Genomic DNA, 15,351 nt, shown 5'->3' on the forward strand with positions numbered 1-15,351 from the left:
TCGGAAGGGGCCGATTCATGCCCCCGCCCTGTGCACGGGAGCAAAAAACGGTAGGATGAAAGACGCAACAACGTCAGCAGGAGTCACGACACACGATCGATCATTGATTCAGCCGATACGGGAGGTTCTCATGGCAGTCTACAAGCCGGAGTGGCGGTGCCTGTTCAGCGTCAGCGACGAAGCCGAGGAATCATCCACCTGGAAGGAGCGCCTCGCCTGGCGATTGCGGGCCTTCGCGGACCGCATCGACAGCAGCGGCCGAACCCTGAAGATCGATTACAACATTTCTCCCCACGTCAGCCGCGAGGACATCGACACCTGCCTTGGCAAGGGCTTTGAAGTCACCCAGGGTCTGCTCACGCAACTCGCCCACCAGGCCGCCTGCGAACACGTCATGCGCGACGCCAAGGCGGAACTCTACGACTGAGACCCAGTTCCCGGAGTCGCCCGGCTCCGGGACGCCCCTACGGCCGCTCCCGGCGACGCGTTACCATACCGACTCACTTCCTGCGAGCGCGCGCCATGCCGATTCTCCACTGCATCGTTCACCGCATCGACAAGGCCGACGGCGACCAGCCTGCGGTGCTGACCGCCGCCGACACGCCCCTGGCCCCCTCGCCGCAGCTGGACGACCTGCTCGCCGAGCTGACCACGCGCTTCAATGCCAAGCGCAAGGGCTGGGGCTATTTCCGCGAGGACGCCGCCGGCCGTTCACTGGCCGCCCTGCTGCCCGCCTATCTCGACAGTGGCGAGGCCGAGCCCCGGACCGAGGCCTTCGCCACCCTGTCCCGCCAGGCGGCGGAAAGCCTGCGCGAGCTGGTCGAGCAGCAGCTGCCGACCGGCGGTTACCTGCTCATGGCCCACGTCCGCCAGGGGGAGACCGAGCACCTGACCCTGGCCCTGTTGCACGCCCGGGCCGGCTTCGGCGTGGACGCGCAGCTCGCGGTCGTGCCGGCCGCCCCGCTCAACGTCAGCCAGCCCGCACTGGCCGCGCGCATCGACCTGACCCAGATGCGTGCCGGCCACTCGCGCCAGTATGTCGCCTTCACCCGCGACCGCGGTGGTCAGGCCCTGGCCGAGGCGTTCCGCGACTGGCTGGGCTGCGAGGAGGGGGCGGATGCCCCCGAGGAAACCCGCACCCTGCTCAAGGCCTTCAGCGACTATGTGGAAAGCGAGGCCCTGCCCGAGGAGGCCGCCCGCGAGAAGACCGACGCCCTGCTCGACTACGCCAGCGATCAGGCCGGCCGCGGCGAGCCGCTGACGCTCGACGCCCTTTCCGAACTCGTCGACGACCAGCAGCCCCGGGCCTTCTATGATTACATTCGCAATCAAGACTACGGACTGGCGCCGGAGATCCCGCCGGACAAGCGCACCCTGCAGCAGTTCAAGCGCTTCACCGGGCGCGCCGGCGGCGTCTCGATCAGCTTCGACTCGCACCTGCTGGGCAACAGCATCGAGTACGATGCCGATCGCGACCGGCTGATCATCAAGCAGGTGCCCGACGCCCTGAAGACACAGCTTCGGGAGCGCCACACCTGAATCATTTCCCTGCCAACCGTCATCGGCCAGGAGGCCCCATGCAGTCACGCTACTTCACGCTCATCGACTATCCCGACGGCACCCCGGCGCGCGAGCTGTTCGACCTGCGTACCCGCGAGTTGCCCGAACTCGGCGACGGCGAGATCCGGGTGCGCAACACCTGGCTGTCGGTCGACCCCTACATGCGCGGCCGCATGAGCGGCGTGAAGACCTATGTCGACCCCTTCATCGCCGGCGAACCGCTGGATGGCGCCGCCGTGGGCGAGGTGATCGAATCCCGCGACGCCCGCCTGCCGGTGGGCACCCGGGTCAGCCACATGGCCGGCTGGCGCGACGTGGCCCAGCTGCCCGGTGACGCCGTTCATCCCCTGCCCGAGCTCGACGTGCCCGATTCCGCCTTCCTCGGCGTGCTGGGCATGCCCGGCATGACCGCCTGGACCGGCCTCAATCGCATTGCAGACATGCGCGAGGGCGACAACGTGCTGGTCAGTGCTGCCGCCGGTGCCGTGGGGTCACTCGCCGTGCAACTGGCCAAGGCCCGGGGCGGCAAGGGCAAGGTGGTCGGCATCGCCGGCGCCCCGGAAAAGCTCGAGTGGCTGGCCTCGCTGGGCGTCGAGCCGGTGAGCTACCGTGGCAAGGACGCCGGCGAGCTCGCCGCCGATCTGCACAAGGCCTGCCCCGACGGCTTCGACGTGGTCTACGAGAACGTCGGCGGCGCCTGCCTGGAAGCCGCCCTCGACAACCTGCGCATCGGCGCCCGCATCGCCATATGCGGGCTGATCGACAGCTACAACGCCACGGCCCCCGCACCCGGCCCGAGCAATCTCGCCAAGCTGCTGTTCAACCGGGCGCGCATGGAAGGCTTCATCGTCACGGATCACTGGGACCACTACGCGCACTTCCTCACCACGGTCGGCCCGCTGGTGGCCAACGGCGAGATCACCTATCGCGAAACCGTCGAGGAAGGGCTGGAAGCCACGCCCGACGCCTTCCTCAAGCTCTTCGACGGGAGCAATACCGGCAAGATGCTGGTCAGGCTGTAAAACCGGCCCGTCTATTCATCGCCACCGGCTGCCGGCCGAGTGCCCACGGGCACCATCAGGTGCTGGTAGTCGGTGCCCTTCCACATCACGTAGGGGCCGCCGTTGTCAGGGTCGGTGGGAAACGCCCCGAGCAGCGCCGCCGGGGCGATGATCATCAGGTGCGGCCCCTCGACGATCCACTGGTTGTCATCGGTTCGTTGCGCGGCGTAGGGGTCGACGTTGCTGGCCCCGGCATCGCCCTGCAGCATGTAGGCGATGCCCAGCCGGTCGGCGGTGAAGGGTTGCTTGTCCTGCCAGGCCTTGGCCCACGCCATCCAGGCTGCGTCGAGACACAACGGCGCCGTGCCCGACAGGCTCGGCGGCGTCGGCATGCAAGTATACCCGTTGCTGCCCTCCTGCAGGACATTGCCCTCCCAGTCGACCACGGTGGCCTCTTTCGCCATCCCCGGCCAGGCGGCGCTCAAGGCCTCCCGGAGCGTGTCCGATGCGGCCGACACGGGCCCCGCTACCACCAGGCCACCGGCAACCAGGCTGGCGACACCGGCCCAGGCAACCGCAATACGTGCTTTCATCGTCCTGCCCTCCCTTGCCGGGCCCGCGCCTGCCGCCATGGCCGGCGCGGGCCCCTCGCGTGACGCGCATGACCTGCAGCGACACGGTCGCTGCCCTTCCAGTCAAGGCAAGTTCAGGCGCATTCACCACAGGAAACCGCCCTCATCCGGCATGCTGCCTGTCGCGACGGCGGGAGCACGAGCCCCGCCATCCCGGGTGCGGGTTTCCGACCATCCCGCCCCGCCATACTCCGCTCGTCACCCTCCGGCCGGCTCGGATGCCGCGGCGACGGAGGCTGTCGAGTTCCGGCGTTCGCTGCGGGCGATGATCGACGTACCCACCAGATCGCCGGTGACGTTGAGCGCCGTGCAGCCCATGCCGACCAGCGCGTCGATGGAGGTCAGCAACGCGACCGTTTCGATCGGCAGCCCCACCTGAGTGAAGACGGTGGCGATCATCACGATGCCGGCTCCCGGCACCCCGGCGGTGCCGATCGAGGTCAACGTGCCGATCACCACAATCTCGAGCATGCTGGTCAGATCCAGCGGCGCGCCGATCACGTTGGCGGCGAACACCGCCGAGATGGCGATACGGATCGCCGCGCCATCCATGTTGATGGTCGCCCCCAGCGGCAGGCTGACGCCGTAGATGCTGCGCGGCAGTTGCAGGCGGCGGGCGGCATCGAGGGTCAGCGGCAGCGTGCCCGAACTGCTCTGGGTGGCGAAGGCGGTGGCCATCGGCGTGCGCGCCTCGCGGAAGAAACTCCCCAGCCGCACGCCGAACAGCCCCATCAGCACGGCATAGATGACCAGTTGCACCGCCAGGGCGATATAGAGCACCGCCACCATGTCGCCCAGCGAGAGGATCGTGTTCAGCCCTTGTCTGCCCACGGTCCCGGCGACAATCGCGAACACCCCGATGGGCACGTACTGCAGCACACCGCCCATCACCCGCAGCGTCACTTCGTTCAGGGCCTCGATGACCCGGTAGAGGCGCTCGCCCAGCTCGCCCTGGCGCTCCGAGGAGCGCAGCATCAGCAGCGCGATACCGAAGACGATGGCGGTAAAGATGATGCCCAGCAGATTCACCTCGGCGAAGGCCGAGACGATGTTGTCGGGCACGATGCTCAGCAGCACATGCACGAAGCCCGGGTTTTCGGGCACATCGATCCGGGCGTTCTGGTCCAGCGTCATGCCGCTGCCCGGCTCGAACAGGGTGGCCACGGCCAGCCCCACGATGATCGCCAGCGCCGAGGTGACGACGTAGTACGCCAGCAGCTTGCGCCCCGTGCGCCCCAAGCTGCCGCGTTCGCCCTGGTTGATGCCGACCATCAGCGTGAACAGCACGATCGGCACGATCAGGAACTTCAGCAGCCGCAGCAGCAGATCACCGAATGGCGCCAGCCAGTCGGCGGCCGTCTGTCCGCCGACCAGGCCGACGATCACGCCCAGTACCAGCGCGATGCTGACCCGCAGGATCAGCGACGCATTCAGATAGCCTCGCCACAATGCCTTCACAATAATGCCTCCTCTGCCGCGACCGATACCCGTCGCGGGTCGTGATGTCATGTCCCTTGTTCGCCGTGCCCCTGCGAGCAGCGTGGCGCCACTCGGCCCATCCAGTACAGCAGCGCACGTCGAAGGCTGCGTCCCGGTGCGATTCTTCGTATGCTGGCAGCAGTCACGAGCACAAGGACCTTCGGCGATGACGCAACGCACCCTGGACTGCTGGCTGACCGATATGGACGGCGTCCTGATCCACGAGGATCGCGCCCTGCCCGGCGCGGCCGAGCTGATCGACCACTGGCGCAGTCAGGGCACGCCCTTTCTGGTGCTTACCAACAACTCCATCTATACCCCGCGGGATTTGAGTGCCCGCCTGGCACGAATCGGCCTCGAGGTACCGGAAGAGCGCATCTGGACCTCGGCGCTGGCCACCGCCGCTTTCCTGCGTGACCAGTGCCCCGGCGGCTCGGCGTTCGTGATCGGCGAGGCCGGCCTGACCACGGCGATCCACGAGGCCGGCTTCGTGATGACCGACGTGGCCCCGGACTTCGTGGTGCTGGGCGAGACGCGCACCTACTCCTTCGAGGCGATCACCCGGGCGATCCGCCTGATCGAGGACGGCGCGCGCTTCATCGCCACCAATCCCGATGTCACCGGTCCCAGCCCCGAAGGGCCGATGCCGGCCACCGGCTCGGTGGCGGCCCTCATCACCGCCGCCACCCAGCGCCAGCCCTACTACGTCGGCAAACCCAACCCGATGATGTTCCGCTCGGCGCTCAACCGCCTCGGCGCCCACTCCGAACGCACCGGGATGATCGGCGATCGCATGGACACCGACGTGGTGGCGGGCATCGAGGCGGGGCTGCACACCGTGCTGGTGCTCAGCGGCATCGCCACCCGCGACGACGTGGAGCGCTACCCCTACCGCCCGCGGGAGATCCTCGACTCGGTGGCCGACCTGCTGCCCTGAGCCCCAAGCACGGACGCCCGACCCCTTACGGGGCCGGGCGTCGCCGTCGGGCACGCGGCCCGTTCACGAGGACTGCAGCTTGTCCTGCGTGCGCGTCTCGAAGTCGCTGGCGTCGTGGCGCTCGTGGAGCTGGGTTTCCGGCTCGCCGAAGGTACGGTTGACCATGCGCCCGCGCTGCACCGCCGGGCGGGCATCGATCTCCTTCGCCCAGCGCACCACGTGGGTGTACTCCTGCACCTGCAGGAACTCCGCCGCATCGTAGAGCCGCCCCAGCGCCAGCTGGCCGTACCAGGCCCAGTTGGCGATATCGGCAATGGTGTAGTCATCGCCGGCCAGATAGCGGCTCTCGGCCAGGCGCCGGTCGAGCACGTCGAGCTGGCGCTTGGCCTCCATCGCATAGCGGTCAATGGGGTATTCGAGCTTCTCCGGGGCGTAGGCATAGAAGTGCCCGAAACCGCCGCCCAGGAAGGGCGCGCTGCCCATCTGCCAGAACAGCCAGTTGAGCGCCTCGGTGCGCGCGCCGTGATCCGTGGGCAGCAGGGTGCCGAATTTCTCGGCCAGATACAGCAGGATCGAGCCGGACTCGAACACCCGGGTCGGCGGCTGGGTGGTGTGGTCCATCAGCGCGGGGATCTTCGAGTTGGGATTGGCCGCGACGAAGCCGCTTCCGAACTGCTCGCCCTCGCCGATATCGATCAGCCAGGCGTCGTATTCGGCGTCATGACCGAGAGCCAGCAGCTCCTCGAACATCACCCCGGCCTTCACGCCGTTGGGCGTGGCCAGCGAATAGAGCTGGAACGGGTGTTCACCGACAGGCAGCTCCTTGTCGTGGGTCGGCCCCGCGACAGGGCGGTTGATGCTGGCGAACTTGCCGCCACTGGCCTTCTCCCACGTCCAGACCTTCGGCGGTGTGTACTCGGTGCCTTGGCTCATGCGGCCTCCTGCGTCGATTGATGAACTCGGACCCTGGCGAACAGCCTGATGGCCGCCGCCTGAAAAGGTAGTCTGTTAATCATTGGGGCGCGGCTCGGGGGCTTCAAGTCTTGCGTTGTCGGGGGCTCAGGGGATCGTGCTGCAACACCGCCAGCTTCCGAACGAGACCAGTCTGGAAATCAGGCCTCAATCCACTTAATTTTCCCATAAGCTGGCCGATAATCGTTACCGGCAGACGACCATCCAACGAAAACAATGACACGCCTCTCCTGACTGCCCTACACGAACACGGATCATAAAGGGAAGCCCTCACATGAGGCATGTCATGCAGCACCTCTCGATGAAGCGCAAGTTTCTGCTCGTACTCGCGCTTCCCATACTAGCCATGCTCTACTTCGCCATCAGCGGTGCCATCGAGCGTCAGCAGGTCGCGGCGGGGATGTCCCGGCTTTATACCTTCACGTCGCTGGCAAAGCAGGCGGGTAATCTGGTTCATGAACTTCAGCGCGAACGGGGCATGACGGCCGGCTTTCTCGGCAGCCAGGGAAAACGCTTCAAGGAGCGCCTGAGTGAACAGAGACAGTCGTCCGATCAACGCGTGTCGCGCTTGCTGAGTACGCTGGATACTATCGACGTACGGCAACTCGGCCAGGCGGCCGGCGCCAGCATCGCCAGGGCCAGGAAGGATCTGGGTAACATTCAGGCCGTGCGTCGTCAGGTGGATTCGCTGAGCCTGCCTCTCCATGACGCCCTGGCCTATTACACCGGGATCGACAACGCCCTGGTGACGCTCGCCGGTCAACTCAGCCACCGGACCGGCAATGCCGATATCGCACGGCGCCTGACCGCTTACCACGAGCTGCTGAAGGCCAAGGATCTGGCCGGCATTGAACGCGCCCTGCTGGCCAATACCTTCGCTGCCGATCAGATGACAGCGGACACATACCGTCGCTTCCTGCGCCTGCTGGGCACCGAAACCGCCGCCCTGGACAGTTTCAAGGTGCTGGCCGACCCCGGCCTTGTCGAACGCTACACGCAGGCCCTCTCCGGCCCCGAGATGGCACGCCTGGATGACCTGCGCAAGCTGGCCATCGAACGGGCCGATCAGGGCCACTTCGGCGTGGACCCACAACAGTGGTTCGACTGGCAGACCACCAAGCTCGAGCGCCTGAAAGGCATCGAGGATGCCGCCGCCGACAGCATTCTGGACGAGGCCAGGAACCTGCGGCATTCGGCCAATACCGCCCTGTGGACCTATATTGCCGTGGCTCTGGGTGTTCTATTGCTGACTCTGGCACTGGCCCTGCTCATCGTGCGCAGCATTCTCCTGCCCCTGAATCGCAACCTGCAGGCCATCCAGACCCGCGGCGGCGACCTGACACAACGGCTCGACGCCGCAGGGAGCGATGAACTGGCCCGTCTTTACCAAGCCTTCAATCAGGCTACCGAAGATACCGAAACGCTGGTGGCACGGATTCGTCGCAATGCGCAATCCATCGACCTGGCCAGTGGCGAAATCGCTCAGGGTAACCAGGACCTGGCCCAGCGTACCGAAGAACAGTCAGCCTCTCTGGTGGAAACGGCCTCCAGCATGGAGCAGATGACCTCGACTGTGCACAACACCGCCCAGCATGCCAGCCAGGCGCGCACCCTGGCCCGGGACGTCAGTGAACAGGCACTTCAGGCACAAGGGGTGGCGGATCAGGCGCGTGACGCCATGCATAATATCGAGGCTGCCAACCAGGAGGTCACCACCATCGTCGGCACCATCGACAGCATTGCGTTCCAGACCAACCTGCTGGCGCTCAATGCCTCGGTGGAGGCCGCCCGTGCCGGTGAGCACGGCAAGGGCTTCGCCGTGGTGGCCGAGGAAGTTCGCAAGCTGGCCAGTCGCAGTGCCGGCGAGGCCAGCCGAATCCGCGAGCACATCAACCGCAACGTCACCACCATCGACCGGGGCAACACACTGGTCAGCGATACTCACGCGACCCTCGCCGAGATCGCCACACGCATCGAGCAGGTGTCGACGCTGGTCACGGACATTGCCAACGCTTCCACAGAACAGTCGTCAGGAATCGAGCAGATCAATCAGGCCGTGGCCCAGCTCGACGAGGTGACCCAGCAGAACGCCGCGCTGGTCGAACAGGTTGCCGCCGCCAGCCGTTCACTCAACGAGCAGGCCAGTGACATGGTGTCCCGGGTCGAGCATCTCAGGGTCAGCGATCAGCCGGTTTCAACGCCCGCTTCGCTGACGCACACGCCCTCCCGGGAGTCCCGTCGTCGGGCAACCGAAATCGCCTGACGCCACCGGCCGGCCGGGAAGCCCGGCTTCCCGGCCCCGAGTCACACCAGCGCCCGGACAGCCTCCCGCTCCAGCCGCCAGGCGATCTCCTCGAAGCGCGTCACCCCGGCTTCGCGAAAACGCGCCTGATGGGCGATCACGTCCTTGCGCGACAGTTCGGTGAGAGCGTGAGCGTCGCCATAGAGGCGTTGCAGTTCGTCCGGCAGCACCGGGAACGGCGGCCCCGGCATCTCCCGGTGGTCGTACTCGAAGGCGATCAGCAGCTGCGGCGCCTCGCCCGACAGGGTCAGCACCTGGGCCACGTAGGTCTTGCGCATCGCTTCCGGCAGCGCTACCAGCGCCGCCCGGTCGTAGACCAGGTCCACGCGCCCCAGCGCGCCGGCCGGCAGTGCAAAGATATCGCCCTGGAAGACGGTCAGCCCACCGTGGCGCCAGCGTCGGCCACCCTCCCAGTCATCGATCGTCGGCTCGACGCCCAGCTCCTCGAACAGCTGGCCGACCGCCAGCTCGCTGAGCTCCGCGCCCACTACCTCGTACCCTTGCGACAGCAGCCAGCCGATGTCCCGCGTCTTGCCGCACAGCGGCACGAAGACCCGCGCCCCGGCCGGCAGGCCGAAGCCGGGCAGGTAGCGCTCGAGAATCGGGTGGACGAAGGGCAGGTGAAAGCCCAGCTGGGCGTTCTGCCAGCGGGATCGCCAGAAGTCGGCTTCCATCGGGATGCTCCGGTTGACGACAGGGGGTCCGAGTATGCCGCATGTCCCCGGGGATGACACCCGCCGCCCCGGCGGGTGCGCCCCAGAGACGTCAACGATGCCGATCATCCGGCTCGGTCCGGGCCTCCCCACGCGCGACATCCTCGCGGCTGACGACCATCACCTCGCGCGGCCACCACTCCGGGTGATGGTCCCGTATGAAGGCCATCATGCGTTCCCGGATGTTCATCTCCGCCACCCAGCCGGCGAAGGGGTCCGAGGTCATCAGATAGCAGATGAACGTCTGCGCCATGTCGGTCTGCCCCGTCACGTAACAGCACAGCTTGTGATGCTCGATGACGTTGTCCTCCTCCTGGGCGTACTCCATGAACTTCTCCCGCAGGCACTGGATATCCGCGCTCAGGTGCACGCTCATCTCCAGGCTGCGGTACTCCTTGGCGTTCTTGACCGAGAGGTTCTCGAAGGGCTTGGAGACGAAATAGGTGACCGGCACGATCACGCGGCGCTCGTTCCACGACCGCAGCCGGATGAAGGTATAGAAGATGCCCTCCACATGGCACCACTGGCCCTCGAACATCACCAGATCGCCGATACGGATGGACTTCGCCAGCGACAGCTGAAACGACGACAGGATATTGCCCAGCACGGCCTGGCCGGCGATACCTACCAGCACCGTCAGCACACTGGCGGAAGCGAGCAGCGACATGCCCAGCGTCTCGAAGAGCTGGATCTGGCTCAGCACGTAGACCGATACGGCGGTGACCGTGACCAGAATGATCAGCCGGCGCAGCGCGTAGAGCGTGGTCAGCAGCTTGCGGTCATCCTTGTGCTTGGTGTCGTCGATCTGCCCCATCAGGCGCCGCGTCATCCGCAGCATGACGGTATCGACGAGACGGATCGCGATGGTCCCCGCGCCCCAGGCCAGAATCGCGATCAGCAGCACCCGAAAGGACGTGGTGACCACCGCCGAGAAGGACACCACGTAGTCCAGCAGCGCTTGGGTCACCAGCGACATGACGATGAGCGCCACCGGCATGCGGATCTGGCTGGCGAAGATGCTGGGCGCCCCGGCGGGCAGGAAACGCTTGATCAGGCCGACCAGCCGGTAGATCCACCAGCCCGTCAGGCCGACCGCCACCAGCACGAGGGGAATGGCGATCCACTCCCAGATCTTGAGCAGCCCGAACGACTTCTTCAGCGGTTGGGGGATATAGGATTCCAGAAACGACGGGCCGTATTTCTCGTAGAGCAGCGGCACCGACGAGACACTGTCCGGCATGACCAGCCATACCGGCTCCTGGTCGCCCACCCGGTACCGGCCCAGCCGGATGTCGTAGGCTTCCCCCTGGGCGGTGAGCGAGGCCAGCTTGATGTTGCGACGCGGCTTGCCCGCATGGGGGCGCTTGTCCGCCGGGTGCTCGTTGGCGGCATCCTGGCGACCGGGCAGGCTGGACACCTCGAGCCACTCGCCCCGCCTGAGCACCTCGGCCAATTGCATGGCGAGCGTGCCGCCGCGCTTGCGCTGCTCCGCCGGTTCCAGCTCGGAAAGGTTGAGGATATGCGCCGCCGCGCCGAAATCCTCCTGTTTCGTCAACTCCAGAAAACTCCGGATCGCTTCCCGCGGGGTCGACCGCTTGACCACCTTGGGCGCCTCGCCCAGGCCCGCATTCAGCGAATCGACGGAGAACCAGAGCTCCGACTTATCCTCCTCGTCCTGAGGTTGCGCCATGCACAGGCTGGAAAATACCAGCGCCACTGCAGCGACCAGCCACAGCCGCCACGAATCGTTTTTCGTCATGCGTCCCTTACCGATATTCAGTGGGTCATCCGTGTCATCCACCGCCCGCCGAGCCAATCCCGGTCCGGCGGGCCGCGCCTGCCGACCGGCCTTCCGGGCCGGTCACCGTTCAAGTACAGCCCACCGGCTGGCGGGGCGTCCACAACATGAGTCAGCAAATACTGACGATTGAGGTCAGGCTGAGTGACACCAGGTTCGTCATGCGGGCAGGCACAAAAAAGCCCTCCGGCCAGAGGCGGAGGGCAGCGAGGACATGTCGGACGGGACGCCGGCAGCAGCGCCTGTTACGGGCTGGGGAAACGTGAACGGAAGAAGATATGCAGGATGCCCATGGCCCCGTGGCCAATGATGTAGGCCTCGATCAGCCCGGTCAGCAGGGCATGGACCGATCCCGCCTGAGGCGCCCAGGGCAGGTGATAGCTCCAGGAAATGAACCAGGTGAAGCCCGAGAACACCACAAGCAGCAGCGCCCCCAGCCCCAGGCCGTGCATGATGGCCGCCAGCCCGCCGGGGCCCGGCTCCGGCATGCGCAGCCGCAGCAGCGTGCGCAGATCAGCCATCAACGGCGCGACATTGCCCACCAGCCAGGGAAAGTAGTAACGCAGGCCGCGATGCCGGATCACCGCGAACAGGAAGATCAGCGAGATCGGCACCAGCAGCAGCCCCATGCCGATATGCAGCCAGGTGCCATAGCGCTCGGGGAGCTGGCTAGCCACCTCGCCCGTCCGGGTGAATCCCATGAAATTGCTGAGGATGATCTGGCCGATCACCATCGACAGCACGGTCAGGTGAAACGCCAGCACGAGCGGTGTCTGGCGCTCCCGGAAATACCCCATGGTGGTGCCCACTACGTTCATTCGCCCTTCCCCCACGTTACGTATCGAGCCGACGACCCTGTTTCCGGGCCTGCCGGCGTGGCGCGCTCCGGCGATCCACGACTCGCCGAATGTAGTGATACCACCGCTATCTTAGCTTTAGCTTAAGGGAATGGGGGAGACAGATCGGCTTGACCGTCGTTCCTCCATCCGCCCTCGCCCCCATCCCGAACGACTCACGCTGACCCGCGAAGAGCTAAAATTGTTATTTGCAAAATACCGACGCCTTCTACACTGGGGAGTGACCGCAAGGCTCTCCGGCAACATTCAACAAAAAGGAATCGATCGCAGAAACATCGTGGCCGTTGTCGGCAGCATGGTGTGGATGACAGGGGGCTTGGCTACCCGGTCCCACCCGAGGACAACAGACTGAATCAAATACGGACGTTATCAAGGGGTGTTATTATGAAAAAGTTTGTAAACGCTTCTCTGCCCGTGCTGGTTGGGGCTTCTCTTCTGTTTGCCTCCTCTGCCATGGCCCAAGGGATGGGCTCAACGGTAGGCCCGAAGACGGGTGACAGGGAATTCTCCATCTCCGGTACCGGTACCAGCAACAAGGACTTCGACAACGGCAGCTTTGGCGTTTCCGGTGACTACGGCTGGTACCTGTCCGGTCAGACGCTGGTGGGCGTTCGTCAGAGCGTGAACTTTGCCGACGTGCAAGGCGATAGCGACAACACCTGGAATGGCAGCACGCGGGGCTTTGCCGATTACCACTTCGGCCGCGGCGCAGCCCGTCCCTTCGTGGGCGCCTCGCTCGGCGGCATTTATGGCGACGGCGTGAAGGACACCGGCATCGCCGGCCTGGAAACCGGCCTCAAGTACTACATGCTGCCGAGTACCTTCATTCAGGGCAGGGCCGAGTACCAGTTCCTGTTCGACAGCAGCAACAGCGCCCAGGACAACATCGACGATGGCGCCTGGGCCTACACCATCGGCATGGGTATCAACTTCTGATCGGAAACGAACCATGATCGTGAAGTGACCCGATTGGGAGCGAACACCCCAAACGACTGGGGTGTTCGCGCCCAATTTGCGCCCAAGAAAACTCGCCACGGTTTTCCGATGTATTCAAGGCGAATGCGACGAGCCTGTTGATCGCGACGCCGAGGTTGACCCCGCGATGACATTCGAGCGATTCGTGTTGCTACCAGGGGCTCGGGAAATGCGAACGACCGCAGATATGCAGGATGCCCATCGCGCCGTGACCGAGGGTATAGGCCTCGATCGACCTGACGTGAACCCTCCTGACGAACGACCCGGAATTTCCGGATAGTTGGTTCTCGCACCAGCTCACCTTCGTCGTAGACGTTCAGAACGTGCTCATTGATCGTCCGAATACCCTTGTCAAAAGGTTCGGACATCTGCCGCTGGATCAGCCATACCGTCTCGCGGCCTTCGTCCAGACGCACCTCGACCGCCTTCTCGGCATCCTCGTAGATCAGGATCGAGCCGTACTGGCTGCCACGGCCGGTGTGCACGTTTACCCCTTGGGGCAACTTCCGGTGCCACAAGGCCATCTGGAGGGCGTCACAGACCCGGTAATGCCGCCGCGTGCAGGCCCAGGAACCCGTTACGGAAACAACGCCTTTCCACCGCCATTATCCTGGGAAAATACTCGGCACTATCCCCATAAAACAGGATTAACATATTAATTATCAGCACCTAGCCGATTTTTTGGAAAGTATTGATAAACTCGCTGGTTTGACAGGCTCCGCCCCGCGGCGAAGCTATCTACAACTATCGGCAGGGAGACTTTCATGGCTCGCAATATCATCGTTCTGGGTGCCGGCATGGTCGGCGTATCCGTGGCCTGGCACCTGGTGCGTCGCGGCCATGACGTCACGCTGGTGGACCGCCGCGAGCCGGGGCTCGAGACCTCCTTCGGCAATGCCGGCATCATCCAGCGCGAGGCCGTGCGCCCCTACGCCTTCCCCAAGGATATCGGCACCCTGCTGCGGGTGCTGCCCAACCGCCAGGTGGACATCCGCTATCGCCCCACCGGCATGATGAGCGCGGCGGGCCCGCTGCTGGACTACTGGCTGAACTCGAGCGGTGAGCGCTACGCGCGCATCGTGCGCGAGTGGGCCTCGCTGATCATGCGCTGCCAGGAGGCCCACGCGCCGATGATCGAAGCCGCCGGCGCCGAGGCGCTGGTACGCAAGGGCGGCTGGCTGGAGCTTTACCGCACCCGCAAGGCGTTCGAGGAACGCCAGCAAGTGGCCCAGGAGAATCACGAGCGCTTCGGGGTCGAGTACGAGGTGCTGGACGCCGAGGCGCTCTACGCCAAGGAGCCGCACCTGGGCAAGGGGCTGATCGGGGCGATTTACTGGACGCAGCCCTGGATGGTCTCGGACCCCGGCGGCCTGGTGCAGGCCTACGCCCGCAGCTTTGCCGACCAGGGCGGCCAGGTGAAGCAGGCCAGCGTCGAGGACGTGCTCCAGACCGAGGGCGGCTGGCAGGTCAAGACCAGCGAGGGGGATCTGGAGGCGGAGGAAATCGTGGTGGCCATGGGCCCCTGGACCGGTGAACTGCTGGCGAGGCTGGGCATGAAGGTGCCGCTGTTCGTGAAACGCGGCTACCACATGCACTACTCCGCCGAAAACGAGGCCAAGCTCAACCACTGGGTGATGGACGCCGAGAAGGGATTCCTGCTCGAACCGATGCGCGCCGGAATTCGCCTGACCACCGGCGCCGAGCTGGCCGACCTGAACTCGCCGCCCCAGTACAAGCAGCTGGCCGCCGCCGAGAAGGTGGCACGCAAGCTGTTCCCGCTGGGCAAGCGTCGCGACAGCCAGCCCTGGAAAGGCGCCCGCCCCTGCCTGCCCGACATGAAACCGGTGATCGGCCCAGCCCCCGACAAGGCAGGGCTGTGGCTCGCCTTTGGCCACGGCCATCAGGGCTTTACCCTGGGCCCGGCCACCGGCGAACTGCTCGCCCAGATGATGGATGGCGAAAAACCCGCGGTGGATATGGCCCCGTTCCGCGTCGATCGGTTTTGAAGGTGAAGTTATAACGAAAGCGGGCGCCCTTGAGGCGCCCGCTTCAAAAGATAGCTTGGGTAACGGTGCCTGTACGAGCACTCGAGCCGAGAACACCCAGCATTAGCCGCTCAGGGTGC

Annotated in this window: 13 protein-coding genes; 7 read left to right on the top strand and 6 right to left on the bottom strand. The window is 65.4% G+C overall.

The window, feature by feature from the left end; all coding sequences use genetic code 11:
• The first annotated feature begins 130 nt into the window (after positions 1-130).
• From ACTCB7_RS10655 to ACTCB7_RS10665, 3 genes are all read left to right on the top strand, one after another.
• The gene (locus ACTCB7_RS10655; protein WP_463006662.1) at positions 131-427 is read left to right on the top strand and encodes a hypothetical protein; all 297 of its coding nucleotides are present in this window, start codon (positions 131-133) and stop codon (positions 425-427) included.
• A gap of 95 nt (positions 428-522) precedes the next feature.
• A complete protein-coding gene (locus ACTCB7_RS10660) occupies positions 523-1,539 on the top strand; it encodes a nucleoid-associated protein (RefSeq protein WP_463006663.1) in 1,017 nt (338 codons plus the stop codon).
• A gap of 38 nt (positions 1,540-1,577) precedes the next feature.
• Entirely contained in the window at positions 1,578-2,582 is a 1,005-nt protein-coding gene (locus tag ACTCB7_RS10665; protein ID WP_463006664.1) for an NADP-dependent oxidoreductase, read from the top strand.
• 11 nt (positions 2,583-2,593) lie between these two features.
• Here ACTCB7_RS10665 and ACTCB7_RS10670 read toward each other — a convergent pair whose 3' ends face one another.
• Both ACTCB7_RS10670 and ACTCB7_RS10675 read right to left on the bottom strand, forming a co-directional pair.
• A complete protein-coding gene (locus tag ACTCB7_RS10670) occupies positions 2,594-3,154 on the bottom strand; it encodes a hypothetical protein (RefSeq protein WP_463006665.1) in 561 nt (186 codons plus the stop codon).
• Between the two features lie 237 nt (positions 3,155-3,391).
• Positions 3,392-4,651, bottom strand: coding sequence for a dicarboxylate/amino acid:cation symporter (locus tag ACTCB7_RS10675; RefSeq protein ID WP_463006666.1), 1,260 nt, complete (start codon positions 4,649-4,651; stop codon positions 3,392-3,394).
• A gap of 187 nt (positions 4,652-4,838) precedes the next feature.
• On the opposite strand from ACTCB7_RS10675, the gene ACTCB7_RS10680 reads away from it, so the two are divergent.
• A complete protein-coding gene (locus ACTCB7_RS10680) occupies positions 4,839-5,609 on the top strand; it encodes an HAD-IIA family hydrolase (protein ID WP_224416567.1) in 771 nt (256 codons plus the stop codon).
• 63 nt (positions 5,610-5,672) lie between these two features.
• Here ACTCB7_RS10680 and yghU read toward each other — a convergent pair whose 3' ends face one another.
• The gene (yghU, locus tag ACTCB7_RS10685; RefSeq protein WP_463006667.1) at positions 5,673-6,542 is read right to left on the bottom strand and encodes a glutathione-dependent disulfide-bond oxidoreductase; all 870 of its coding nucleotides are present in this window, start codon (positions 6,540-6,542) and stop codon (positions 5,673-5,675) included.
• A 313-nt stretch (positions 6,543-6,855) separates the two neighbouring features.
• Between yghU and ACTCB7_RS10690 the strand changes: the two genes are divergently transcribed.
• Entirely contained in the window at positions 6,856-8,844 is a 1,989-nt protein-coding gene (locus ACTCB7_RS10690; protein WP_463006668.1) for a methyl-accepting chemotaxis protein, read from the top strand.
• A gap of 41 nt (positions 8,845-8,885) precedes the next feature.
• Here the strand turns inward: ACTCB7_RS10690 and tmpT are convergent, their stop codons facing one another.
• The 3 genes from tmpT to ACTCB7_RS10705 form a co-directional block, all read right to left on the bottom strand.
• Positions 8,886-9,557: a thiopurine S-methyltransferase gene (gene tmpT / locus ACTCB7_RS10695; protein WP_463006669.1), complete on the bottom strand. Its 672-nt coding sequence runs from the start codon at positions 9,555-9,557 to the stop codon at positions 8,886-8,888.
• A 91-nt stretch (positions 9,558-9,648) separates the two neighbouring features.
• A complete protein-coding gene (locus tag ACTCB7_RS10700) occupies positions 9,649-11,355 on the bottom strand; it encodes a mechanosensitive ion channel family protein (RefSeq protein ID WP_463006670.1) in 1,707 nt (568 codons plus the stop codon).
• 284 nt (positions 11,356-11,639) lie between these two features.
• Positions 11,640-12,212 (bottom strand): cytochrome b/b6 domain-containing protein, encoded by a 573-nt coding sequence (locus ACTCB7_RS10705; RefSeq protein ID WP_163649788.1) that lies wholly within the window; start codon positions 12,210-12,212, stop codon positions 11,640-11,642.
• Between the two features lie 423 nt (positions 12,213-12,635).
• On the opposite strand from ACTCB7_RS10705, the gene ACTCB7_RS10710 reads away from it, so the two are divergent.
• Both ACTCB7_RS10710 and ACTCB7_RS10715 read left to right on the top strand, forming a co-directional pair.
• Positions 12,636-13,187 carry a hypothetical protein gene (locus ACTCB7_RS10710; RefSeq protein WP_463006671.1) on the top strand — a complete coding sequence of 184 codons (552 nt, stop codon included), beginning with the start codon at positions 12,636-12,638 and terminating at the stop codon, positions 13,185-13,187.
• Between the two features lie 803 nt (positions 13,188-13,990).
• On the top strand, positions 13,991-15,232 hold the full coding sequence (locus ACTCB7_RS10715; protein WP_463006672.1) for an NAD(P)/FAD-dependent oxidoreductase: 1,242 nt from the start codon (positions 13,991-13,993) through the stop codon (positions 15,230-15,232).
• The last annotated feature ends 119 nt before the right edge of the window (positions 15,233-15,351 follow it).

The organism is Modicisalibacter sp., assembly GCF_055145905.1.